This is a genomic window from Pseudomonas sp. 44 R 15, assembly GCF_900004965.1.
Lineage (GTDB): Bacteria > Pseudomonadota > Gammaproteobacteria > Pseudomonadales > Pseudomonadaceae > Aquipseudomonas > Aquipseudomonas orientalis_A.
The window spans coordinates 21604-46215 of sequence record NZ_CVTU01000110.1 but is presented as its reverse complement, the minus strand read 5'-3'; the positions used below and the strand labels follow the sequence as shown (position 1 = coordinate 46215).

The following is a 24612-nucleotide window of genomic DNA, read 5'->3' as shown; positions in this document are numbered from 1 at the left end:
TTACTCATGCCACCTAGCTTATCCCTAACATCAAGCTTTTGGTTCGACTTGCTAGCTTTGATGCATTCTGGGTGCTATTTAGATAAATTATTTAATATACACGAAACCAACTCCGCTCGGCTTTCCTGCGCTTCGCTATCCGCGATAACACCTGAGAATACTGGCGTCTAGGTATTTAATGATCTCGCCCATGATACGCTTGCCTAGCCTACTGTATGGGATTGTGCATCATTGACAGGAAAGATCATTCAGGTCATTGATTCCGGCATCATTGCGTCCACCAGAAGCGTTGGCACTTTCGCAGGTTTTTGAGCGGTCGCAATGAGTCGATTACTGCCCATAGGCAAACGCCGCTCAGTATCCGATCTCTTGGATTCCAACCCTACGGGAGAAGCCCACGGTCACTCAGAGCGATGAGCGTACCCGCTGCCATTCCTTCCAGCACTCTTCCGGAACGATGTCTCTATAACCCCGCTCTTTCTCCATCGCAAAGGCGGCACTGAAAGGCACTGCTGTCGCGGTTGCATGATCTCGAATCTCAAGCACCTCTACCTCGCTGAGTTGTGTGCCTTTGCGATCCTCCGCCGCTTTAAGCAGGGATACAAGCGGCGGTATAAAAACGAGACATGGCGGATCTGTAGACACAGGCTTGCCTCTTACGGAAGGTAATCGGGACTAATGATTGCAGCTTATAGACCTGGGCGAGAAGACGCCAAGTCCACCCTAGCCGGTTTACCCCGACTCGGCAATCCGTTATGGATCAAAAACTGCCGGTTCCAGGTGGCAGCTACCGGCCAGAAGCAGTCATTAGCGATAGGCAAATATTGACCGATTCCTGTCAATTAAGAACCGCAGAAACAAGCTAAGTGCTTTGGAGAATAGTTCTCAAAAGCGAGATTCAGCCAAGCCACTCCCCTAGGATTTGGTTTCGGTAAAAGTCTGAGTGTAAGTCGTATTGAGGGTCAATGTTTTCGGAGTAAAGATAAAGGTGCTCTTTTTCCGAGAGATTAATGATATCTCCCAACCACATCACCACGCTGCCAGACAAGTTAATTCCATATGGAACCTGAACGTTATCTTTGGTAGTTATAAGGCCGGAGGTAGGTGTCGATCTTAGTAGATTACAGCTTTCACTATGCTCGAATTTGATCAGCACGTCCTGATTGAAATATACAGGAGTCAAGTATCCGTCCGAAGGAATGCTCCTGATCAGTCCTGGGATAAAAAAATGTTCTACAAGTGAGTATTTAAAGTTCGTATCGCCTGCAATAGGAAGTTTCCCACGATTAAACTTTCCCAACTGATTTATCGTAGTTTTTTCTTTACCCTGAGATTTGGCATAGGCCACTTCTGTTTCAATTATTTGGACAGCTGGAGCGGTAAAGAATACCTGCCCCGTAACTGAAGATTTTAGGTAAGGAAGCTTATCTAGAACTACTTTCACGCTGTCATGCCGGAGTGTAAGTCTTTCAAAACACAGGTGCAGTGGCTCATCCGTATAACCAAAGTAGCTGTCATGTGCAATTAGCTGTTCAGCTTCCATCGTGTACCATCCTTGTCCATTTGATATTCGTAACAATTTATCTTCAGCATGTCTATAGCGCAATCATTTTAACATCATAGCCCTCTGCGTTGAGCTGATTTGTAGTCATCATCGGCCGCACGAATGGCAGCAATGGGTCGGTAGCTGCATCCGGACCAATTCCGCGAAGCGTTTTTTGTAGGGCGTAGACCGCTTCGCAAAATTATCCAGGAGTGAAGGCACGTTGGTCCAGCCAACCTCCTTTCAAGCAGCAGATGTCGGCCCGTTTATGCCACCCGCCTGAGTCATAGGAAAAACACTCGAACGGCTGGTCTACACCGAAATCCGCCCGACACTCAACACGCAGTTATCGGCCATAGCTGACATTGGGGAAGGCTCAGTTGTACTCAGGCAACGGAGCCGATTGGTGACAGTGGAGGCATCGACCAGCCGCCCCATATCTTCTGCTGCATTCGGTATAGAGTCCCCTCAGACGAGCGGGCTGCTTACGAACGACCGTTCCGACGTCCATTTCGAACCAAGTGTTGTATGAACGGAGAAAGTTTTTCCATCATCAGCCCGGTAAATTCCGCAGCCTTCTCCTTCGGAACTATCTCCCCATCTTTTATTCCAAGCCGGTTTGCGGCATGCTCAAAGCCTTCTTTTACCGTCCGCTCCAAGGTTCGGCTCCTACCCCTATCCATTATGATTGGAAGAGCGTAGTCCGCAGCTGCCTTGTGTTTATCCTGATCAAAGCCTTCTCCCACCATCAGTGCTGTGAATTCTGCTTCACTGATTTGCGTTGTTATCTTCAAGGCAATCCGTTCTCCCTTGATAGGATCGATTGCGTATACCTCGTTCTTATAGGGGCCGTCGTATACGTCGCTCAGAAGAACAACGAGCCTGAACATCCCGAAATATTCTATGTAGGACCACAGACGCTTATTCTTTGGGTCACCATGCAACGAAACGCAATGAAAAATCTTATCCGTTGGCCTGTCTTCGAGGAGGTCGGACAGGTAAGCGAAACCAAATGGAAAGGTCTGGAGATTTGGATTCAGCAGATACTCAAGCGCTTTTTCACACTGCTCATGTGTGATGCCACATTCAGATGCAAAGGCAAAGGCCGTCTTAACCACCGATCTGCCTGCATCGGGCCCACCTAGAGACAAGTTGACATGAAGGGGCGAAGCAAGGTAGTTGGTCGTTACATTCAATTCATTGAGAGCCTTCTGAACATCGAATTTCGGATGCTTTCTAGCAATACCTTTGAGCCGCTGCTTCGCCTCGTCAATGGTCTTCGCTGTCAAATTTATTCTGGTCTCGCCGCCAAGATCCTCTTCCGAATAAGAAGATTTCTCCGGTGTAAAGGATCCATCACTGAGCAACCAGTATCTTTCGCCATCGATGGTTTGTACGATCTGTTTGGGCGGCTCACCCCGTTCTCTGCTGATCCCTACAGCCAAAGAGAACCAATTGAGTTGCCTGGCAAGCTCAGCATCCCACCGCTCACCAAAGTAGTTGTTGCAATCGTTGCAGATAAAGCCTGTCGTCTTTTTTCTGCCTCCAATCGCATTAGGAATGATGTGCTCTTTCGTCCTATTCTTGGCTGATAAGGTGTTTGGGCAAAGCGCACACTTTTTATGATCTACCAAGTTTCCCTCACCTTTGACCTGATTTACTGCATGAGACGACCGATGGATTTGGTCAAAACACAAGGTTCAGCCATCTTTGGAAATCTCCACCGAAGTAGAACTCGTGAACCTGCTCATTGATTCGCAACGTGACGAAGAGTCAGTCGTTCAATTCGATGTGTCGGACCGCTTTGGCGAGTCACCTACTGTACAGAAATTACGACTTCCCCTAGGTCTCACGCCCGGGACAACTTGCTCCAATCAATCAGATGTCCCGCCGCCTCTAGCTCCCGTCCAATGGACAGCTTCCAGCCTCCACCGTCGTCCATTTGCTCCCAGACTACACCGGCAAAGTCACTTGGAATTTCCAGTTTACCTCGCTTAAGTGCACAGACTTTGCTTCGCCCAAGCCGCCCGAGGAAGTAACCAAGCTCCAGGAGAACGTTCTGCCGTGCCCTAGGTTCTAGCTCGCCGCCTTTCACTCTCCCTTCGTCGTCTGGAGTAAGGAGTACCACCGCGAAGCTGACGTCTCCGTGGGCCTCAACTTTCTCAATGACCGTACGACCTTGATTCGCCTGCTCATGCAGGATGATGGCCTCAAAGCCGATTCGCTCAAGAAAGCGCGCGACCGTCTCGCGCGCCCCGTTATCGTGACCATGGACAATGAATATTTTGTTGGATAGGGGCAATTTCAGTTTTGGCTTCACATTTCCATTGGAGTCAACGTAGAGCTTGTAGTCCCTGATGAAAGGGATCAGAAGCTGCTTAGTTAATTCGCGAACGCCTGCGATGACCTTGTTACCCGCATAGAAGAAATGATGCCCAAAGCTGGTAGCAAACCCAGGATCTGCGGCCATCTTGTCAATCAAAAGCAGCGTAAGCCCCAACGTGTCTTCATGATTTTCGGGCCAGAGAAGAGAAGCACTACCAACCATGCTTCCTGCTGTACGCTCACTTGCCTCTAAAAACGCGTCCAGATCGACGCCTCGTTTAAGTGAGCTATTGAAGGCATCCAGATCAGGATTGTTTAGGAGGGTCGAGATCTTTTTTAGAGGGCGCTCGAAGGTTTGAAGATTCGCACCTTGGAGATCTAACAACGCGTTATTCAATTGCTTGAAAAGATCGGTGTGCATTACTCGTCTGTCTCCAGTCTTGCAGCGGCGGCACGCTCTAGAATTTCAGCGCGATAGCGTTCTTTCATTTCCGCTGCAAGCGGTCCAATGAACGGGTTGGAAGCGTAGCGTCCTGTGCGCTCATCGATAGCAGCCTCAATCTGCTGAATGGCCTGCTCAATGCTTTCAGGATCGCTGGGGTCGAAATTTACCGCGCATAAATCACCGTCCAGATTCTTGATTACTTCTCCTGCTTCCTTAAGTTGCCGTTGAAGCTGATCGAGTCCTTTGAGCATGTCCACCACCTCTGTGTGATCTCAGAACAATATCACCAATTCCTGAGTAGCTGGAAGCAGCAACAGGCAACTGGTATCCGCCCATTCGGAGCCGTGGATTGACAGCAAGCGAGGCCGCCGAGGAGGTTGTGAGTGGCTTTGCGCCTGGCTCCTGCGCTTGCCTCTGGGCTGAGCCGCTTCGCGAGCAAGGTCACCGTTAAAGTGAGCCGTCGAGCTTCATGTCCTGTGACCGTCAGCTATCGGCCGAGGGTGTGTAAAAAGGTTTTTCAGCGCAATTGGAGCCCAGTGTTGGACTGAAAAACGCGCTTCTACGAAAATTCCAGATCAGCTAAGTAGCGGAAATTTTTCAGATTTCGCATAGACGCGCGGACTTTAATTTTGACGAAGCGTTTTTACAAAGTCTGGGCCAGGAGCTGTCATTCGCACGACTCTGGCGAAACCGCCGTCAGAAGCACCCTGAAAGAGCCTTCATCCTAAGCCCACATGGCTCATACTTACAGCTATCGGCTAACAGCGGACACTTTAAGTGCTGCGAAAAGTGTGGTGAGTCGGTTAAAGACTGGTGCCTGATGCCTTATGGCACTTGCACCCAGCAATTGTGTACTGCTCCATAATGATTGCATCGCTAATTCCCCATTTTGCATGCACCGCTGAGCATTAGATACCTTCAACCTGCGGGCAAGCAAGAATTTACAACAAAGGTCGATAGCCAAGATTTGGCCTCGCTGAGACGGCAAGGCCTTCTAGCAACAAAAGACACTAAACTCTACTGTTAGTATGATCCGAGCAGCTTTGCGTTTAGTGCAGATGCGATAGCATTAGACCGGCATTCAATAAATCTGTCGTAGTCATCCGACGTCACGCCATAGCCGTCAACATCATGAATCAAATGGCTTATGAGTGTATGCTGTATGGCTCCATTCTCCAATGAAAAAGCAGAGATATATTCACTCGGCGCCTTTTTACTGATGCGATGCTTATTAGAATAACCGTCAATCAATGTTATATTGGCCACCAGATTTGCATCCCTACCCGGCATGACAGTGGCCAAGTATCTGGTAGGAAAGAAATGGTGATAGTTTCGGCTACTCGCAATTTTGAGATTGCTATTATCAAGTATTACGACACCATCTGTATCGAAAGACTTTGGCTGGTTAAATGCCAATAAACAGAGTATGGACTTACAATAGGAATTGCCAGATGAGAAATAAGTCTGCGCTATATCCTGACTTTCAACAAGAAGCTCTGACTGAGGATAGTCCGGCGTTTTTCCGGCCAATATAATATCCATTTTATTGAAGTCTTCAGTGATTCCAGAGTCGGAAGACGACCCGTATCGCTCCGTTAATCCAACCCAATAAAAAAACTGCTCAAGCAGCCTAGCTTGTGGAGCTGTTGGCTTATGGTTTTTGGCGGAGTGGAAGTAGTAAGTTAGAGGGATCAGCAAAGCTGGATAGGGTAGTAGCTGAGAAACGGGAACCCTTATTTCTGTGCGAAGAAAATCTATTGCTGTAAAGAGAGAGGCACTCATAGGTGCCCAGCTCGCGATAAAATTTTCTCGCTTAATCCCTAAAATGTCCCGCCCACGCACGGCGCGTGTCGTGATAGCCGCTACGCACTGCATAATTAAAGACGGAGGAAGTGTTTCGTACTTGGCGGTCCTGAGACATGTTTTTTCATCTTCAGAACCATCCCTCAAAATTTGGTAACGCTCTGCCAGATCGAAAGATTTACTTTCATCATAGGTTTTCGCGACCATTATTTCGAAAACGGTCAGTGCTTTTCCTCCGGTGTTAATTCGGGAGAAAATCTCACAAGCCACTTCTATCGGATAATCACGAATGGTTATTGTAGGGAAATCATAATTTGTAAGGCTGTTTTTGTAAGACTCTATCAGTTCTAGCTGAGGTTTTGTAAACTCGTCCATTAGGTCAGTGAACTTGCATGTCAAAAGCCTGTGAACAGATATGAGGTTCGACTCTCCCTCAAGGCGCGATGTTTTGACTATAGACTCTTCACGCTCTAAATTTTCAGATAGGTCAATGAAAATATCTTGATAATTTATTTCCTTACCATCCTTGCTGATCCGAAGCCCCTTTCGAATAGCATAAAGCGAGGTTATTCGCTGCTGCCCATCCAGTATATATTGGACATAATCTCCTTTTGGAGTGTCCGGCAAAACGTGGTTCCCTACCTCTTTATAGCTTCTAAGCTCTTCGCGAGTTTTCCAAAATATAAAGGTCCCAATAGGAAAGCCTTTAAGTATTGAGTCAATCAGTTTTGCCGACTGCTCTTTCTCCCAAACAAACTCCCTCTGAAACATTGGAAGCTTAATCTGACCCGTATCAATTTCCAAAAAAAGAGATTCATATTTCTTATTCTGGTTTTCTGGTTGAAACAACACCGTTACTGGAGAAGTACTCACTGCATTCACGTCGTAAAGCTCCCTGCCTAAAAATGCCGACAGTATCAGACCGCTATCATGAATGGTATGAGAGATACGCTGACCGCGATCCGCCCGCTGATACCCTGCCCGAAGCTCAGCGGCGAACCCATTATCATCGGGCGGATCTAAAGGGACGGGGCATTCATTTGGATGTGCTAAGGTTTTGTCGCGCAGAGCTTTTGGCGGGCAACTGGGCGACCGTGGAACATTAGTGGATCGCGTCTTTGGAGGCGATCCGACGCTCCTGGTGGTCAACCCACGTTCGACAGTCAGCGGGTAAAGCGAACACAGCGGATTCGCAAACCTCGTAAGATGCACATTCAGAATGTTACCTAATCCCATCGCACATTATGCTCGCGTGCATTGGGAAATGACTAAGGAAGACGCCGAAGATCTTCTCAGCATCGTGTCGTGTCGCTCATACATCGTCGTATCAACAAAGCGCACATGCCACCAAGACTTTGAATGGCAGTAACTGACTACTATCCACGCTCGATGTATTCGGCCGCATGGGCAAGAATGGTCCTAGCGGCTCATCTCAGCCAGCAGTTACAACAATCAGATTTCAAAGACTTGCTAGCTGAGTGCTCGCTGTGGCCTTAGCGCTCGTGCGGATCGGCTTGGAAGTCGTATGCATGGAGCACATGATTGATCGCTCCGACTAGCCTCGGTTCCCTGATCAGTTCCAGTGCGGTATATGACACGGCGACAGCAATCTTCATCGCCTCAGGCGCCAGACTTAGCGGATCGAATGGCCAAACCTGGATTCGGCTGATGGCACTGTCTCTGAACGGGATGATATCCACAACATTGAGCGACGCCGAGATTTGTCCCCAGCGCTCAAGGCTAACTCCATAGGTCCGCTGAGGTCGGTCCGCGAGCATGGTGTGCTTCTCCAAAAAGCTGTCCCCAACTTCAGTAAAACCTGCGGGATCAAATCCCCTCACATACACATCCGCCAGACGCGGTGACGAAACTATGGAGCGCAGCACCCACCAGGGTGTGCGGCCGTTATCCACTGTGTATTCCTCACTGAAATGCTGACGAAGTCGAGGCAAAAGGTGCGGATGGTTAGCCATGATGAGCGTTGAGTAATCAATCATCCTGTGTCTCGCCCTTGCTTAGCACGATTTGCTTGAGCCCTCGAAGAAGTACTAGGAGTTTCTGGTATTCAGCTAATGTCTCTAGCTCGCTGGGCGCTTTGTTGTCCAATTCCGGATGCGTCTGCTGCCACCAATGTGCAGTCTTCTCTCCATCAATGGCATAGAGATCTAAGGTAAAAACGAGAATGTCAGTTTTAACACCACCGATCTCTGCGGCCCCGCCCTCAGCTAGGCCCATTGGAGCAAACCGCTTGGCGCCGCCAGCATCAAACAACACAGTTCGCTTGTAGCTGCTCCAACGCCCATCCACGTCACCATCCAAAATATTGCCCACAGTGCTCTCAACCAGATAACGCGGCACACCTTGCGCCGAGGCGTTGAACCGAGTTATCCGGGTGACCCGACCTAAGCGGTAAGCCCCTTCTTCCACAGAGCCAGCATCGCTTGGGGCCAAAATCTGGATCTTGTCGATTGATACGCCTTTCTCCTTCCCACTCAACACCTGATCGAGCACCAGGAGGCTTGGGGTCATCATCATCCGGCGCTCTGGAAAATCTAGAGGCGACGGGCCGACATAACATGCTATGGCATGAAATATATTGTCATCCAACTCATGCGAGATGTGGTCGTATAAACCACCATTTAATTTTGAGTGAATATGAAACACGATGAATCCTCAATTCTTGAAATTGTGAATGGATGCACGACCAGACTTTTTCAGCTAGGATTCCCAACGCGGCACCGATCGCACAGCACTTGGATCCATCCCTCCGAGCTACGAGCCATAACGCCCTTGTTGCCACACGTCTCGCATGTTACGAATGACATACCGACCAACGCATCAACCACGCCTTTGCTGTAGTCGTCAGCTCCATTAAATACGCATCTCAGAATTCCCATCTTGTGCTTGATCTCAGTGACAACAATCTGAGGCATGCCCGTCGAATCAACGTGCGTCTGAAGTTGGCGGCACATTCCAGAGATCAATGGAGCCCAACCATCTCCGCAGTGAATGCCCCACAAAAAATCATCAGGATCGGAATCCTTGATACCGAAGATTTTTGGAAATTTGGACAATAGGGTTCTTTCAAGCTCTTCTTTCACTCGAATCTCCTCTAACGATAATGACATTGACGTGAATTAAATAAAATTAACACCAATCGAAATCATGCACCTGCGAAGCCCGCATCTACGCTGCGGCGGATGCGTACACGTTATTTGAGGTGCAAAAGTTGAACGCAACACGCAAAATTGAAAATAAAATTAACCGGACGGATGAAAGATACATCACTTCAGTTAAGAACTCAAATAGTAAAACACCCTATAGGGTGTCGCAAGTTTTTTCGATATCTGGCCCTATGCTCGCTTTTGGGCGGTCATAAAATACGATGGAATCGGCAGACGAAGAGCTACGTAAGGCGTTGGGAGTCGTTCTAAAGGAAGCTCGCCTCCGCCAAAATTTGTCCATTCTCGAACTAGCACAGCGGGTGAGCGGCCGTACGTACCTTAGTGCCCTCGAAAGGGGTGAGAAGATGCCAACCATAGGGAAGGTGGATGAAATATCCCGCGAGCTGGGCTTGCATCCCTTGACTCTCCTAACGCTCACGTACCTGCATTTCGAGGGGAATACGCCTGAGGACATGATGACCAGGATCAAAACAGATCTGGAAGCATTCGGGGTTTAGGGCGCAGAGGGACTCGGGATTTACGATCTCGCTGACGATAATTGACAGGTGGCGACTCTCTTGTTACACACATCGCCGAGCATAGACCTTCAGCAGGGATTTTGGTTTCGACTCCTAGGATGCTTGAGGGGGGGGCAGCTCCAAAACGTCTGGATCGATATAGCAATAATAATATTGCAGAAAGGATTCTGTCGGATTTGAGGTAGATCCAAATACGGCTCGCCTGCTAGCACGTGGAGGTCCCTCGCTAGTCCACTCCCGCACCGTCCTTTCATGTGCCATGATAAGTCGCTCGACTTAGGAAGTTAACATATCTCCCTCCGGGGATTGGCACCGTTCAATTGCAGGCAGGCTAGCCGCACTACTCCAGCACACAACACTTGTAAGTATATATCTGTAGGTTCTCAACAATCACATACACACTCTCGACTGAATGAGCTATTACCAGCAGATCGTTAAGCTGGTACGAGGCGAAAAACGAGCCCCCCACATCTGGAGATATGCGCTCCAGAATAAAAGTGCGTTTCAGAATCCTGTCATCAGCACCCATCTCATTACGAAGCAAGAACATATCTCCTAGGCACTCATCTCTGACATCAAATTTATTACTACAAAATCTCACAGGCCATATTTATGTTAGACGCATCATATAACTCAAGCTCATAACTATTAACTTTATGTTGATGCATTTTACGTATAGTCTGTCACTAAATCTTTGCCGCTCCAACTGCTTGTTAAATATGATTGACATTAACACTTCATCTCGGATCGTTAACTCATCTTAGGCTCACTCCCCGGCAGGTAGATAATCTAACGATTTCTGGTTGGGTCGTGGAAGAAAATAGCCATCGACCGTGCGAGTTTTCGGGAAAACCTTGGAAAAACGGTGAAGATCAAGGGCAAAAGATTTAATAAAGGGATATGTAGTATGGCCGCTGACGATTACGGCCTGATATTGGAGTAAAAGCCAAAACGCGCGTATTGAGTCCGGGCGCCTGAGCCTGGCCCCGGAGCGCGTCAATCTGCGGGAGGTGATTGAGTCGGTGGTGCGTGTCTTCGATGGGCTTGCCCGCCAGAAAACCCTCAGCCTGCTATTGGAATTCAAGCCCGATCCGAGCGACATCGAAGTCTTGATCGACCCGCTGCGCTTCAAGCAAGTGCTGTCCAACCTCGTGAGCAACGCCATCAAGTTCACCGAACATGGGCAGGTGAAGATCAAGGTTGAGGTGCAACCGAGCCAGACACCGGAACAGGTCGAACTGAAGCTGGTGGTGGAGGACACCGGCATAGGCATCAACCGGGAAGACCAGCAGCGCCTGTTCGAGCCATTCGCCCAGGCCGACAACTCCGGGCACCTGGCCAGAAGTGGCGCCGGCCTGGGCCTGGTGATCTGCCGCAGCCTCTGCGCAATGATGGGCGGCCAGTTAAGCTTGAGCAGCGTGCCCATGGTCGGCACCCAGGTGCACGTCAACCTGAAAATGCCGCGCCTGCACCCGGTGACGACCGTGGGCGAGCATGCACCCGCCAAGCCGGCCTCTACCCCGGTACTCAATGTGCTGGTGGTAGACGACCACCCGGCGAACCGCCTGCTGATGTGCCAGCAACTGGGCTACCTGGGCCATCAGTTCACCGCCGCCGAGCACGGTGCCGCCGGGTTCCAGGCCTGGCGCCAGGAACAGTTCGACCTGGTGATCGCCGACTGCAACATGCCCATCATGAATGGCTACGAGTTAAGCCGTTCCATTCGTGAGTACGAGCAACGCGAACAGTTGGCACCCTGCGTGGTACTGGGGTTCACCGCCAATGCCCAGCCGGAAGAAAGACAACGCTGCCTGGAAGCGGGCATGGACGACTGCCTGTTCAAGCCCATCAGTCTCACGATACTGGAGCGGCAACTGGCGCAGATCACACCGCAGCCCACGAGCCAGCGCCTGGACCTGGCGTGCCTGGACGCGCTGACGGGAGGCGATCCGCAATTGAGCCGACGGTTGCTCGAAGAACTGCTGACCAGCAGCGTTCATGATCGTCAGGCACTCACCGCGCTACTGGAGCGCAAGGCGTCGCCCATGGACATCATCGAACAAGCCCACAAGATCAAGGGGGCCGCACGCATCGTCCAAGCCAATGCCCTGGCCGGGCAATGCGAAGCCCTGGAACAAGCCTGTTCCCGCGACGATGATCGGCGAGTGGTCGAGGCGGGGATCAAATCCCTGGAAAAGCTCATGCTCGAGCTGGAACGGGCGCTGCAAGTTCAACTGCATGAACTGGACAGCCAATAAGTCAGTGTAGGAGCGAGCTTGCTCGCGAAAAACTCACAGGCACCGCGTTCATTCAGGAAGCACGCGTTATCGTTGACATTTTTCGCGAGCAAGCTCCCTCCTACAAGGGCGGTATACGCTTAACTGACTGGCGTTCCCCGCCTCGCTCGCTCAGCAATCGGTCAAGCGCAGGAAAATAGCCGCCAGCTGTTCGATACCCAACTGGTCCTCGGGGGTAAAACGAGCCAGCGACGGGCTGTCGAGGTCAAGGACGCCAATCAATTGGCCGTTCTTGACCAGCGGCACCACCAATTCGCTGTTTGAAGCGCTGTCACAGGCAATGTGCCCGGCAAACGCATGCACGTCTTCCACTCGCTGGGTCTGCCGGGTCGCGGCGGCGGCGCCGCACACACCACGACCGAAAGGGATCCGCACACAGGCAATCTGGCCCTGGAATGGGCCAAGCACCAGCTCATCATTGCGATTGAGGTAGAAACCCGCCCAGTTCAGGTCGTCCAGTTGATTGAACAGGAACGCGGAGAATTGCGCACTGTTGGCGATGAAATCCCGCTCATCGGCCAGCAGCGATTCCAGTTGCGCGCACAGCAGCGCATAGCCATCCAGACCGGTGCCGGTCTGTTGCAAATCGATCATGGTTGACGCTCCAGCAATTTGAGACCCACCCAGTAACGGGCGAACTGATAGGCACAGCGGCCGTTACGGTTACCGCGGCCGGTAGCCCAGCGCACGGCGAGAATGTCGAGTTGTTCATCGCGCTGCCACTGCAGGCCGGCCTTGCCTGCAAGCTCACCGATCCAGTGTTCCACCACATCCAGGAAGTGTTCCTGGGTGAATGGATAGAACGACAGCCACAGGCCAAAACGGTCGGACAGGGCGATCTTGTCTTCCACCGCCTCGCTCGGGTGCAGTTCGCCATCCACGCGCTTCCAATTGTCGTTGTCACTCTGGTTCTCCGGCACCAGGTGACGGCGGTTGGAGGTGGCGTACAGCAATACGTTTTCCGGCGCCTGCTCCAGGGAACCATCCAGTACACTCTTGAGCACGCGATAGTCGCCTTCGCCTGCTTCGAACGAGAGGTCGTCGCAGAACAGAATGAAACGCTGCGGCAGCTTGAGCAGTTGCTCGACCACGCGCGGCAGGTCGGCCAGGTGGTCACGCTCAATTTCGATCAAGCGCAGGCCGGCCTTGGCATGCTGGGCGAGCAAGGCGCGGACCATGGAGGACTTGCCGGTGCCACGCGAACCCCATAGCAGCGCATGGTTGGCGGGTAAGCCGTCAAGAAACTGCTGGGTGTTGCGCGCCAGCGTTTCGCGTTGCTTGTCGACGCCGATCAGGTCCGACAGACGCATGTCCAGGCTCACTTGCAGCGGCAACAGGAAGCCTGTGCGGCCTTCGCGCTGCCAGCGCGCGGCCAGGCAGTGATTCCAGTCAATGGCTTGGCGCGGCGCGGGTAAGAGGGGTTCCAGGCGCGCGAGCACTGCGTCAGCCCGCTCAAGAAAGGCATTCAATCGAGAATCCACGTCTATTCCTCTGGCAAGTTCTTGTAAAAGATGGCGTATTGGCAACCCAGCGGCAGACCGCACAAGGCTGCGAAATTCGATTCATGCCGGGCAAGTCAGCATTGGTGGATGTTCAGCTATGCTTGCCGGGCGAAGGGAAACGTGAAGTGGTTCAACACTCGATGGATATCAAGTTCGCCCACCGCTTGTCTTATAAACAAGCCAGATTGACTGTGCTGGTCGGTTTCGTCTTGGGAACCTTGCTCAGTCTTATCCAAATCGGCATTGATTATGCCAGCGAAGACGCATCCATCAACCGCGAAATACGCTCGCTGATCGAAATCAGCCATAACCCCGCCTCGCGCATCGCCTATAACATTGATGCCGAACTCGCCCAGGAACTGACCCTGGGCCTGCTGCACTCCCCTGCCATTGTTCACGCCCAGTTGATCGACAACAACGGCGTGGTGCTGGCCGACGTCGACCGGCCGCGCAAGGAAAGCCATTATCGGCCCGTCAGCGATTTTCTGTTTGGCGCCAACCGTCCATTCGAGGACCGTCTGTACCTCAGCCACATGCCCGACGAATCCCTCGGCGTGTTGCGCCTGGATGTAGACACCTACGCGTTCGGCAGCCGCTTCCTGCGCCGCGCCGAGGTCACGTTGCTCAACGGTTTTATCCGCAGCCTGCTGTTGACCGGGATCCTGCTGGGCTTGTTCTACGTCATGCTCACCCAGCCGCTGGTGCGCATTATTCGAGCGTTGAGCACGCGCCGACAGGCGCGCCTGGACTGCCCGCCGGGACATGAGCATGACGAAATCGGTGTGCTGGTCAACGTTGCCAACCAGCAGTTCGAAAACATGGAAACCGAGATTCAGCAGCGTCGCCATGCCGAGAATCGTCTCACCGAATACCTGGGTCAGCTTGAGGACATCGTTTCTGCGCGCACCCTTGAGCTCAAGACCAGCAACCAACGCTTGAGCCAGTTCAATGATGAACTGGAGGCTGCCAGATTGACCGCGCTGGAAATGGCCCAGGCGCGGGCGGCGTTCCTGGCCAACATGAGCCATGAAATCCGCACCCCGCTCAATGGCCTGCTGGGCATGATTGCCCTGTCGCTGGACAGCTCGCTCAATGCCGAGCAGCGCCAGCAACTGTCCATCGCCCATGACTCCGGCAAGGTCCTGGTGGAGTTGCTCAACGATATCCTCGACTTGTCCAAGTTCGACGCCGGTCAACTGGAGCTTGAGCGTATCGCGTTCGACCTGGGCTCACTGGTGGAAGACACCGCCAACCTGCTGTCGCAAAACGCCGCACCCAGCGTGGAACTGACCTGCCTGATCGACCCGCTGTTTCCTGCCCAGGTGATTGGCGATCCGACGCGGGTACGGCAAATCGTCAGTAACCTGCTGTCCAATGCCTTGAAGTTCACCCGCTTCGGCCGCGTCGATGTGCGCCTGAGCCAACACGGTGATGGCGTACGCATCGAGGTCTGCGATACCGGCATCGGCATTGCCCAGGACGCGCAGGTGAAGATTTTCCAGCCGTTTACCCAGGCCGGCGCCGGTATCACGCGCCAATTTGGCGGCACGGGCCTGGGGCTCGCATTGACCCATAACCTGTGCGATGCCATGCAGGGCCGCTTGAGTATCAGTTCGGAGGTCGGCTTCGGCAGCCAGTTCTGCGTCGACCTGCCGCTGCCCACCCACTTGCCGGCGGTGGCTCAAGTACCACTGGCGGGCGACGTGATCGTCATTACCAACCCAAGCAGTGGCCTGGGAGAGTTGCTCACCCTGCTGCTGCCCCACTGGGGGTTGGCGCCGCGTTGTTATTCCATGGAAGACGACCTGAGCGGACAGCATCCCGACCTGTTGATCACCGATTGCCCGGAGTGCCTGTTCCGCCTGAGGATGGGCATTACCGCGCCGATCCTGGTAGTAACGGCCTATGGCAATTTCATGCCCGGCGAAGAAGTCGCGGCGCTGGCACCGCTGCAGCAACAGGCACGCCCGCTGAGCCGTAACGCGCTCTATCAGATCCTGCAGCGTAATTTGCACAGCGACACGCAACCGATGGCGGACCCTGTCCGCATCGACGCCACGTCACTCAGCCATCGCGCGCGTATCCTGCTGGTGGAGGACAACCCGGTCAATCAACTGGTGGCCAAGGGCATGCTCGGCAAGCTTGGCTGCGAGGTCATTGTGGCCGCCCATGGTGGCGAAGCCCTCAAGTGGCTTGAGGACCAGCGTTTCGATCTGGTGTTGATGGACTGCAACATGCCCGTGATGAACGGCTACGAAGCGAGCCGGCAGATTCGCCGGAGCGGCCGCTGGCCAGACCTGCCGATCGTTGCCTTGACCGCCAACGCCCTCGCCGAAGAGCGTGAACGTTGCCGTGCGGCGGGGATGAATGACTACCTGGCCAAGCCGTTTCGCCGTGAAGAACTCAAAGCCCTGCTGGACCTGTGGGTGCCTGAGACGACAAGCCTCTGACTGGGGCCGGCATCGGTCATTTGAGCAGCGCTTCGATCTCCTGGCTCAGATCCTGAGGCTTGGTGGTCGGTGCAAAACGCTTGACCTGCCTGCCATCACGCCCGATGAGGAACTTGGTGAAATTCCATTTGATATTCTTTGAGCCCAGCAGCCCCGGCGCCTGCTTTTTCAGCTGCACGAACAGCGGGTGGGCGTCGCTGCCGTTGACGTCGATCTTTTTGAACAAAGGGAAACTGACGCCGAAGTTCAGCTCGCAGAACTCGGCAATCGCGCCTTCGTTGCCCGGCTCCTGCTTGCCGAACTGATTGCACGGAAAGCCCAGCACCACCAGGCCCTGGTCCTTGTATTGCTGCCAGAGTTGTTCCAGGCCCTTGTACTGCGGGGTGAAACCACATTTGCTGGCGGTATTGACCACCAGGATGGCCTTGCCGGCAAAATCGGCCAAGGTCTTTTGCTCACCCTTGATGGTGGTGCAAGGGATGCTCAGCAGGTTGTCGCTCATGGCAGTGACTCTGGCAAAGGGGAAGCAGAAAGATAGTACGCAATTGAATTGTGTACAAACTAATAAGCGGGAATGATGACGCCCCATCAACCAGCCCCCAATGTGAATGCCAGTCAATAAAGGCTTTTTGTAGGAGCGAGCTTGCTCGCGAAAAACTGACAGTCACCGCGCTCATTCAGAAAGCACGCATTATCGTCGACATTTTTCGCGAGCAAGCTCGCTCCTACAAAGGGCGATGTACGCTTAACGGACTGGCATTCCCACATTGTGGCCGAACACGTGTTCTCTCAGCGCGGCACCAGGTCCAGGCACACCGAGTTGATGCAGTAACGCAGGCCGGTCGGCGGCGGGCCGTCCGGGAACACGTGCCCCAGGTGTGCATCGCATTTGGCGCAGGTGACTTCGGTGCGGATCATGCCGTGGCTGACATCGCGAATCTCAACCATGGCACTGTCGGCAATCGGCTCGTAGAAGCTGGGCCAGCCGCAGCCTGAATCGAACTTGGCCTTGGAATCGAACAGCGGCTCATTGCAGCAAATGCAGTGATACACGCCGTCGGTCTTGGTTTCGTTGTACTTGCCGCTGAAAGGTCGCTCAGTGCCTTTGAGACGGCACACGTTGTACTGCTCCGGATCGAGCATGGCTTTCCATTCTTCAACGGTTTTCTGCAGCTTTTCCATGGGTACACCTCGGCAACTGAAAAACCCTGATCTGTGTCTTTTCCGTGGATCAGGCGGCACGTATGATTGCGCCTCTTCAAAACGCCAGTCTGGCACCCGCGCCACCGGCATTCAAACGTATTTAAGGTGCGGGCCGCGCAGGATTCACAGTACGGTAGTGCCCACGCCGTCTGGATCGTTCATTTTCAGGATCACATCGCCATGCAGGTCAGCAAATCGAACAAGCTCGCCAACGTCTGCTACGACATTCGCGGCCCGGTGCTCAAGCACGCCAAACGCCTGGAAGAGGAAGGCCACCGCATCCTCAAGCTGAACATCGGCAACCCGGCGCCCTTTGGTTTCGAAGCGCCCGACGAAATCCTCCAGGACGTGATCCGCAACCTGCCCACGGCCCAGGGCTACAGCGACTCCAAAGGCCTGTTCAGCGCGCGCAAGGCGGTGATGCAGTATTACCAGCAGAAGCAGGTGGAAGGTGTCGGGATTGAGGACATCTACCTGGGCAATGGCGTGTCCGAGCTGATCGTGATGTCGCTGCAGGCGCTGCTCAACAACGGCGACGAAGTGCTGGTGCCCGCGCCGGACTACCCATTGTGGACCGCCGCCGTGACCCTGGCCGGTGGCCACCCGGTGCATTACCTCTGCGACGAAGGTGCCGACTGGTTCCCTGACCTGGCCGATATCAAGGCCAAGATCACCCCGAACACGAAGGCCCTGGTGATCATCAACCCGAACAACCCCACCGGTGCCGTGTATTCCAGGGAAGTGCTGCTGGGCATGCTTGAACTGGCACGCCAACACAACCTGGTGGTGTTCTCCGACGAGATCTACGACAAGATCCTCTACGATGACGCCGTCCACGTATGCACCGCTTCCCTGGCACCCGACCTGCTGTGCCTGACCTTCAACGGTTTGTCCAAGTCCTACCGCGTCGCGGGCTTCCGCTCCGGCTGGATCGCCATTTCCGGGCCCAAGCACAACGCCCAGAGCTATATCGAAGGCATCGACATGCTGGCCAATATGCGCCTGTGCGCCAACGTGCCGAGCCAGCACGCGATCCAGACCGCCCTCGGCGGCTACCAGAGCATCAACGATCTGGTCCTGCCCCAGGGGCGCCTGCTGGAGCAGCGCAACCGTACCTGGGAGCTGCTCAACGCCATCCCGGGCGTCAGCTGCGTGAAGCCCATGGGGGCGTTGTACGCGTTCCCGCGGATTGACCCGAAAGTCTGCCCGATCCTCAACGACGAAAAATTCGTGCTCGACCTGCTGCTGTCGGAAAAGCTGCTGGTAGTGCAAGGCACCGCGTTCAACTGGCCGTGGCCGGACCACTTCCGCGTGGTGACCCTACCGCGCGTGGATGAGCTGGATATGGCCATCGGTCGCATCGGCAACTTCCTCAAGTCCTATCGCCAGTAAGGAAAATGTGGCTGTACGACCTTCATTTGGTCGTACAGCGATTATCTGGCAACACTTCTTTGGCAAGGGCGGCCTCGGCGCCGACGATGGCACCGCGCCAGCCGCCCTGCCCCAGTGTTAACGGGCTGTTCGACACGCCTGGCGGCTAATCGACAGGGGATTGGATGTGGGAAAATCCCTTCAACGCGCTACATTTTCGCTGTAGGACACAGTTTGAAATAGTCGCCCGGTTGAATCACCCCAGGCCGCACCTTATATACCCCGCAGTAAGCGACATATTAAGCATGAGGAGAATTCTACAACCATGATGCGCATCCTGCTGTTCTTGGCCACTAACCTGGCAGTCGTACTGATTGCCAGCGTCACCCTGAGCCTTTTTGGCTTCAATGGGTTCATGGCGGCCAACGGGGTTGATCTGAACCTCAATCAGCTGCTGATTTTCTGTGCGGTCTTTGGTTTTGCCGGTTCGCTGTTCTCGCTGTTCATCTCCAAGTGGATGGCGAAAATGAGCACCAGCACCCAGATCATCACTCAACCACGCACTCGCCATGAACAATGGCTGATGCAAACCGTGGAGCAGTTGTCTCAAGAAGCAGGCATCAAAATGCCCGAGGTGGGGATTTTCCCTGCTTACGAGGCCAACGCCTTTGCCACCGGCTGGAACAAGAACGACGCACTGGTCGCCGTCAGCCAGGGCCTGCTGGAGCGTTTCTCGCCGGACGAAGTCAAAGCGGTGCTGGCCCACGAGATCGGCCACGTGGCCAATGGCGACATGGTCACCCTCGCGCTGGTACAGGGCGTGGTGAACACCTTCGTGATGTTCTTCGCACGGATCATCGGCAACTTCGTCGACAAGGTGATCTTCAAGAATGAAGAAGGCCGCGGTATCGCCTACTTCGTGGCAACCATCTTCGCCGAGCTGGTGCTGGGTTTCCTGGCCAGCGCCATCGTGATGTGGTTCTCGCGTAAACGTGAGTTCCGCGCAGACGAAGCCGGCGCACGCCTGGCGGGCACCAGCGCGATGATCGGCGCACTGCAGCGCCTGCGCTCCGAACAAGGCCTGCCGGTGCATATGCCGGACAGCCTGACCGCCTTTGGTATCAACGGTGGCATCAAGCAAGGCCTGGCGCGCATGTTCATGAGCCACCCACCGCTGGAAGAGCGGATTGACGCATTGCGTCGTCGCGGCTGACAGCATCGGGCAAGACAAAAGGGGCGATTGAATCGCCCCTTTTTTGCGGGCGTGATTCAGGCCCTGGTCAACCGGTAAACCCGCTCGTCAAGGCGGGTGACGCCGTCCTGAACAAACTTCCAGCTTTCGCCGAGAATGTCCTGCTCTTCGAGCCTGTCCAATGCCCAGTGCTCGCCCAGCAATACGCGCACTTCAGCATCGCTGACGGCAAAAGGCGGCCCGGCCTTTTGCACCTGGTCGTAATCGAGCGTAACCAGCAGGCCCTGGCAACCACGGCCCAGCAAGGCAGTGAGGCGCTCGGCGTATTGGGCGCGCATCAGCGGCGGCAACGCGATCAACGCTGCGCGGTCATACAGGGCGCTGCAACCAGCGACTATCTGTGCGTCGAGCGCGAAGAAATCGCCACACCACACCTCGATCAAGCCCGCCTGGTACACCTTGAAGTCGCCCCTTCGGCTGATCTGCGGCGCCAGCCCCTGCTCGCTGAAAAACGCCTCAACCGCCTGCTCGGACAGTTCCACCCCCATCACGTGGCAGCCCTGACTGGCCAGCCATACCAGATCCAGGCTTTTGCCACACAACGGCACCAGCACCTTGGCCCCGTCCACCAGCTCCAACTGCGGCCAATGCCGCTGCAGATAGGGGTTGACCTCGGGCAAATGAAAGCCAATCTGGTTGCGGGCCCAACGCTCCTGCCAAAACTCAGGCTGCATAAATCACCTCGAAAATTCGATCAAAAAGCACTAAAACTTATATTAGATTTTGATTGATGATCTGACTGAAGATGGGCCTATGTTAACGCTCAGGACTCCTATTATGCTCCCCAGCCTGTTTATCTCGCACGGTTCCCCCATGCTCGCCCTGCAACCCGGCGCGAGCGGCCCGGCGTTGCAACGCCTGGCGGCCGAGTTGCCGCGCCCGAAGGCGATTGTGGTGGTATCGGCGCATTGGGAAAGCCAGGAGTTGCTGGTCAGTGGCGCCAGCGCACCCGAGACCTGGCATGACTTTGGGGGGTTCCCGCGCGAGCTGTTTGCCGTGCAGTATCCCGCGCCGGGCGACCCACGGCTGGCCGCTGAAATCGTCGAATTGCTGCATGCCGATGGCCTGGGTGCGCACATCGATGAGCACCGCCCCTTCGACCATGGCACCTGGGTGCCCCTGTCGCTGATGTACCCGGCGGCGGATATCCCGGTGGTGCAAGTGTCGCTGCCCAGCCGCATGGGCCCGGCCCTGCAGAGCCGGGTCGGGCGGGCGCTCGCCGGCCTGCGCGAGCGAGGTGTGCTGCTGATCGGTTCTGGCAGCATCACCCATAACCTGGGCGAGCTGGATTGGCGCGCAGGGCCTGAAACCATCACGCCATGGGCGCTGGAGTTTCGCGACTGGGTCGTCGACAAGCTGGCGGCCAATGACGACGCAGCCTTGCATGACTATCGCCGCCAGGCGCCACACGCCGTGCGCAGCCATCCCAGCGATGAGCACTTGCTGCCGCTGTACTTCGCGCGGGGGGTGGGCGGAGATTTCAGCGTGGCGCACCAGGGCTTCACACTGGGCGCGCTTGGAATGGATATCTATCGTTTTGGCTGACGCAGCCCCTCTCACCACAATCGAGTGCCGGCCATAAATCCCAGGCAAAAAAAATCCCCGAACCAGTCGGGGATTTTTTATGTGCGATCAATCAGCCTGACGGCGGATCAATCTTCGCGGTAGCGACGCAGCTTCAACTGCTTACCGGCAACGCGAGTGTCTTTCAACTTGGCCAGCAGTTTTTCCAGGCCGTCTTCCGGCAGCTCCACCAGGGAGAAGCTGTCACGCACCTGGATGCGACCGATGGCTTCACGTGCCAGGCCACCCTCGTTGAGGATAGCGCCCAGCAGGTTCTTGGCCGCGATACCGTCACGCGCGCCCAGCGCGGTACGGCAACGGGCACGGCCTTCGGCCAATGGGACCGGAGCGCGACGCTCACGATCACCACGGTCTGGACGGTCGCCGGTACGCTCTGGACGATCACCGCGTGGCGCGTTGTTCGGTACCAGTGGGCGTTCTTTCTCAATGGCCGCCAGGGTCAGGGCCTGACCGTTGGTGGCTTTGCGCAGCAACGCTGCAGCCAGGGCACGGGGGGTGCAACCGATATCGGCGGTCAGGCGGTCCAGCAGGTCGCCGTGGGTCGATTCAGCGTCAGCCACCAGTGGCGCCAGGCTGTTGGTCAGTTTCTTGATGCGCGCATCGAGAACGGCCTGGGCATCCGGCAGACGGACTTCGGCAACTTTCTGGCCGGTTACACGCTCGATCACTTGCAGCATGCGGCGCTCACGTGGAGTGACCAGCAGCAGCGCACGACCTTCGCGACCGGCACGGCCGGTACGGCCGATACGGTGAACGTAGGATTCCGGATCGTAAGGCATGTCAACGTTGAACACGTGGGTGATACGTGGAACGTCGAGGCCACGGGCAGCAACGTCGGTCGCTACAACGATGTCCAGGCGGCCATCCTTGAGGGAGTCGATCACGCGCTCACGCTGGTTCTGGGCAATGTCACCGTTCAGCGCAGCGGCCTTGTAGCCTTTGGCTTCCAGGGCACTGGCCAGGTCCAGGGTCGCTTGCTTGGTGCGCACGAACATGATCAGGGCGTCGAAGTCTTCGACTTCCAGCAGGCTCAATACAGCCGAGGTCTTCTGGTCAGCGTGAACCAACAGGTGAGCCTGTTCGATCGCGGTGACAGTCTGGGTCTTGGTCTGGATCTTCACGTGTTGCGGATCGCGCAGGTGGCGTTCGGCAATGGCACGGATCGACTGCGGCAGGGTGGCCGAGAACAGCACGGTCTGACGGGTCGGTGGCAGTGCCTTGAAGATGACTTCCAGGTCATCCATGAAGCCCAGCTTCAACATTTCGTCGGCTTCGTCCAGAACCAGATGGTTCACGGTCGACAGCACTTTCTCGTCACGACGCAGGTGGTCGCACAGACGGCCCGGGGTGGCGACAACGATCTGTGCGCCGTTACGGATGGCTTTCAGTTGTGGGCCCATGGGCGCGCCGCCGTAAACGGCCACAACGGTTACACCTGGCATTTGCTTGGCGTAGGTTTCGAAAGCGGTTGCTACTTGCAGCGCCAACTCACGGGTTGGCGCCAGGATCAGGGCTTGCGGCTCGCGCTTGGCAGGATCGATGCAATGCAGAATAGGCAGGGCGAACGCGGCGGTTTTACCGGTACCGGTTTGCGCCTGGCCAATCATGTCCTGGCCGGCCATGATGATCGGGATCGATTGCTGCTGAATAGCCGAAGGTTCTTCGTAGCCAGTCGCGATGACTGCGGCGAGAATGTTCGGGTTAAGATTAAAAGCGGCGAAGCCGCCGGTTTCCTGGGTCATGGGTCTGCCTCTAAGTGCATCCGCAAAGACCCATGCTCCAAAGCTGCGCATGCCGTGTTGAGACTCAAGAGTCGCCCTGGCTGCTTTGTCGGCGGGGATTTGCGAAAACGAATGAATGAAAAAGATTCGTCAAGGAAGAGTCCGCTGTGCGGACGTGCAGCCGAAGCTGACTTCGGGGAATTGCGCTACCTAAACGCGGCCCGGTTAAAGGCCGGCGCGCACTATACCGGAAATAGCTGAAAAAGGGAGCTTTTTTTATCGAAAAGCACTGAGAAACCGTGCTGCGACACAGCCTTTGCAGATAACTGCGCCAGGGTCTATTTTTCACAAGCCCGGCCCTGTTGGTCATCACGCTTAAACGGTTCACCTGTCCAGACCGTCCCTTTGGTCTGAAACCTTACCCGCGCCCGAGGGCACACCCGATGAATCAAGCCAGCACCAGCCGCGTCAGCCGTGAACTTCAGGGTCATGTCCTGCTGTTGGGACTGGACCGGGTGGCCAAGCGCAATGCTTTCGACCTGGATCTGCTCAACGAACTGAGCATGGCCTATGGCGAATTTGATCGAAACGATGACGCGCGGGTTGCCGTGGTGTTTGCCCATGGCGACCACTTCACCGCCGGGCTCGACCTGGCCAACGTCAGCGGGGTAATGGCCGGAGGCTGGCAACCGCCCCTGGGTGGCTGCGATCCCTGGGGCGTGTTCGCCGGCCCCAGGGTCAATAAGCCGGTGATCGTTGCCGTCCACGGCTACTGCCTGACCATCGGCATCGAACTGATGCTGGCGGCGGATATCAACCTTTGCGCCAGCAACACTCGCTTCGCGCAGATGGAAGTGCAGCGTGGGATCTTTCCGTTCGGCGGCGCGACATTACGCTTTCATCAGATCGCCGGCTGGGGCAATGCAATGCGCTGGTTGCTGACCGGCGATGAATTTGACGCCCATGAAGCCCTGCGCCTGGGCCTGGTGCAGGAAGTGATGGCCAGCGAAGACCTGCTGCCGCGCGCCATCGAGTTGGCCAATCGCATCGCACGCCAGGCGCCGCTTGGGGTGCAGGCAACGCTGATGTCGGCGCGACTGGCACACAGGGAAGGTGAGACCGTAGCGGCGGCCGCATTGCCGCCGACGGTGGATAAATTGCTCAACAGCGAGGATGCCAAGGAAGGCGTGCGGGCGATGATCGAGAAGCGCCCGGGCGTGTTCAAGGGTATTTGACTTGGCCATACCGCCTAATGGGCCATAGGCATCTACACAACTCTGCAGCGCCCAACCCTAACCACGATGCGCAGCGAGTCGCCGGTAACCACGATGCGAAGCGAGCCGCCCTTGATCTTGATCTGCTTTTGATCTCAGGCGCCCCGTTAAACCACGCTGGCCGAACGCAGGCTTGAAT

The 24612-nt window shown here is 55.1% G+C and carries 20 protein-coding genes and 2 pseudogenes; 8 read left to right on the top strand and 14 right to left on the bottom strand.

All coding sequences use genetic code 11. From position 1 onward, the window contains the following. Window positions 1-898: 898 nt before the first annotated feature. The 5 genes from BFP93_RS20805 to BFP93_RS20785 all read right to left on the bottom strand — a co-directional run bounded on the left by BFP93_RS20805 (window position 899) and on the right by BFP93_RS20785 (window position 6998). Window positions 899-1543 (bottom strand): hypothetical protein, encoded by a 645-nt coding sequence (locus tag BFP93_RS20805; protein ID WP_065894725.1) that lies wholly within the window; start codon window positions 1541-1543, stop codon window positions 899-901. A 485-nt stretch (window positions 1544-2028) separates the two neighbouring features. Then, window positions 2029-3177, bottom strand: coding sequence for an HNH endonuclease (locus BFP93_RS20800; RefSeq protein ID WP_065894723.1), 1149 nt, complete (start codon window positions 3175-3177; stop codon window positions 2029-2031). 215 nt (window positions 3178-3392) lie between these two features. Next, complete coding sequence (locus tag BFP93_RS20795; protein WP_065894721.1) at window positions 3393-4289, bottom strand: TIR domain-containing protein; 897 nt, start codon at window positions 4287-4289, stop codon at window positions 3393-3395. Continuing rightward, window positions 4289-4564: a hypothetical protein gene (locus BFP93_RS20790; protein ID WP_065894806.1), complete on the bottom strand. Its 276-nt coding sequence runs from the start codon at window positions 4562-4564 to the stop codon at window positions 4289-4291. Before BFP93_RS20790 ends, BFP93_RS20795 begins: the two co-directional genes overlap by 1 nt. 772 nt (window positions 4565-5336) lie before the next feature. Beyond that, on the bottom strand, window positions 5337-6998 hold the full coding sequence (locus BFP93_RS20785) for a GmrSD restriction endonuclease domain-containing protein (protein ID WP_256095231.1): 1662 nt from the start codon (window positions 6996-6998) through the stop codon (window positions 5337-5339). Between the two features lie 304 nt (window positions 6999-7302). On the opposite strand from BFP93_RS20785, the pseudogene BFP93_RS29745 reads away from it, so the two are divergent. Continuing rightward, window positions 7303-7485: pseudogene (locus BFP93_RS29745) on the top strand (hypothetical protein); the annotation flags it as partial. 124 nt (window positions 7486-7609) lie between these two features. On the opposite strand, the gene BFP93_RS20780 reads toward BFP93_RS29745, so the two are convergent. The 3 genes from BFP93_RS20780 to BFP93_RS20770 are packed head-to-tail and all read right to left on the bottom strand — an operon-like array spanning window position 7610 to window position 9217. After that, entirely contained in the window at window positions 7610-8113 is a 504-nt protein-coding gene (locus BFP93_RS20780) for a hypothetical protein (RefSeq protein ID WP_065894720.1), read from the bottom strand. Beyond that, on the bottom strand, window positions 8106-8780 hold the full coding sequence (locus BFP93_RS29390) for a hypothetical protein (RefSeq protein WP_256095230.1): 675 nt from the start codon (window positions 8778-8780) through the stop codon (window positions 8106-8108). The genes BFP93_RS20780 and BFP93_RS29390 overlap by 8 nt, the downstream gene beginning before the upstream one ends. Before the next feature lie 50 nt (window positions 8781-8830). After that, window positions 8831-9217 carry a hypothetical protein gene (locus tag BFP93_RS20770; protein ID WP_065894717.1) on the bottom strand — a complete coding sequence of 129 codons (387 nt, stop codon included), beginning with the start codon at window positions 9215-9217 and terminating at the stop codon, window positions 8831-8833. Between the two features lie 284 nt (window positions 9218-9501). On the opposite strand from BFP93_RS20770, the gene BFP93_RS20765 reads away from it, so the two are divergent. Both BFP93_RS20765 and BFP93_RS20755 read left to right on the top strand, forming a co-directional pair. Beyond that, a complete protein-coding gene (locus BFP93_RS20765) occupies window positions 9502-9798 on the top strand; it encodes a helix-turn-helix domain-containing protein (protein ID WP_065894715.1) in 297 nt (98 codons plus the stop codon). A 974-nt stretch (window positions 9799-10772) separates the two neighbouring features. Beyond that, window positions 10773-12077, top strand: a pseudogene (locus BFP93_RS20755) (ATP-binding protein); the annotation flags it as partial. A gap of 150 nt (window positions 12078-12227) precedes the next feature. On the opposite strand, the gene BFP93_RS20750 reads toward BFP93_RS20755, so the two are convergent. Together BFP93_RS20750 and BFP93_RS20745 are read right to left on the bottom strand one after the other, a co-directional pair. Beyond that, window positions 12228-12710, bottom strand: coding sequence for a GAF domain-containing protein (locus BFP93_RS20750; protein WP_065894712.1), 483 nt, complete (start codon window positions 12708-12710; stop codon window positions 12228-12230). After that, window positions 12707-13597: an ATP-binding protein gene (locus BFP93_RS20745; protein WP_065894711.1), complete on the bottom strand. Its 891-nt coding sequence runs from the start codon at window positions 13595-13597 to the stop codon at window positions 12707-12709. The genes BFP93_RS20750 and BFP93_RS20745 overlap by 4 nt, the downstream gene beginning before the upstream one ends. 161 nt (window positions 13598-13758) lie before the next feature. On the opposite strand from BFP93_RS20745, the gene BFP93_RS20740 reads away from it, so the two are divergent. Beyond that, on the top strand, window positions 13759-16068 hold the full coding sequence (locus tag BFP93_RS20740; protein ID WP_065894804.1) for a hybrid sensor histidine kinase/response regulator: 2310 nt from the start codon (window positions 13759-13761) through the stop codon (window positions 16066-16068). 16 nt (window positions 16069-16084) lie between these two features. Here the strand turns inward: BFP93_RS20740 and BFP93_RS20735 are convergent, their stop codons facing one another. Together BFP93_RS20735 and msrB are read right to left on the bottom strand one after the other, a co-directional pair. Continuing rightward, window positions 16085-16570, bottom strand: a complete 486-nt coding sequence (locus BFP93_RS20735; protein ID WP_065885155.1) for a glutathione peroxidase — start codon at window positions 16568-16570, stop codon at window positions 16085-16087. A 287-nt stretch (window positions 16571-16857) separates the two neighbouring features. After that, a complete protein-coding gene (gene msrB / locus BFP93_RS20730; RefSeq protein WP_065894710.1) occupies window positions 16858-17250 on the bottom strand; it encodes a peptide-methionine (R)-S-oxide reductase MsrB in 393 nt (130 codons plus the stop codon). A 201-nt stretch (window positions 17251-17451) separates the two neighbouring features. Here msrB and BFP93_RS20725 point away from each other — a divergent pair, with 201 nt between their 5' ends. Both BFP93_RS20725 and htpX read left to right on the top strand, forming a co-directional pair. Then, window positions 17452-18663: a pyridoxal phosphate-dependent aminotransferase gene (locus BFP93_RS20725; protein ID WP_065885153.1), complete on the top strand. Its 1212-nt coding sequence runs from the start codon at window positions 17452-17454 to the stop codon at window positions 18661-18663. A 304-nt stretch (window positions 18664-18967) separates the two neighbouring features. Continuing rightward, window positions 18968-19855, top strand: a complete 888-nt coding sequence (gene htpX / locus BFP93_RS20720; RefSeq protein ID WP_065885152.1) for a protease HtpX — start codon at window positions 18968-18970, stop codon at window positions 19853-19855. Window positions 19856-19911: 56 nt separating this feature from the next. Here the strand turns inward: htpX and BFP93_RS20715 are convergent, their stop codons facing one another. Further along, entirely contained in the window at window positions 19912-20568 is a 657-nt protein-coding gene (locus BFP93_RS20715; RefSeq protein WP_065894709.1) for a thiopurine S-methyltransferase, read from the bottom strand. Between the two features lie 103 nt (window positions 20569-20671). Here BFP93_RS20715 and BFP93_RS20710 point away from each other — a divergent pair, with 103 nt between their 5' ends. Further along, window positions 20672-21439 (top strand): DODA-type extradiol aromatic ring-opening family dioxygenase, encoded by a 768-nt coding sequence (locus BFP93_RS20710; protein ID WP_065894707.1) that lies wholly within the window; start codon window positions 20672-20674, stop codon window positions 21437-21439. Window positions 21440-21546: 107 nt separating this feature from the next. Here BFP93_RS20710 and BFP93_RS20705 read toward each other — a convergent pair whose 3' ends face one another. Further along, complete coding sequence (locus tag BFP93_RS20705; RefSeq protein WP_065885148.1) at window positions 21547-23220, bottom strand: DEAD/DEAH box helicase; 1674 nt, start codon at window positions 23218-23220, stop codon at window positions 21547-21549. Between the two features lie 422 nt (window positions 23221-23642). Between BFP93_RS20705 and BFP93_RS20700 the strand changes: the two genes are divergently transcribed. Further along, window positions 23643-24434: a crotonase/enoyl-CoA hydratase family protein gene (locus tag BFP93_RS20700; RefSeq protein ID WP_065894706.1), complete on the top strand. Its 792-nt coding sequence runs from the start codon at window positions 23643-23645 to the stop codon at window positions 24432-24434. The last annotated feature ends 178 nt before the right edge of the window (window positions 24435-24612 follow it).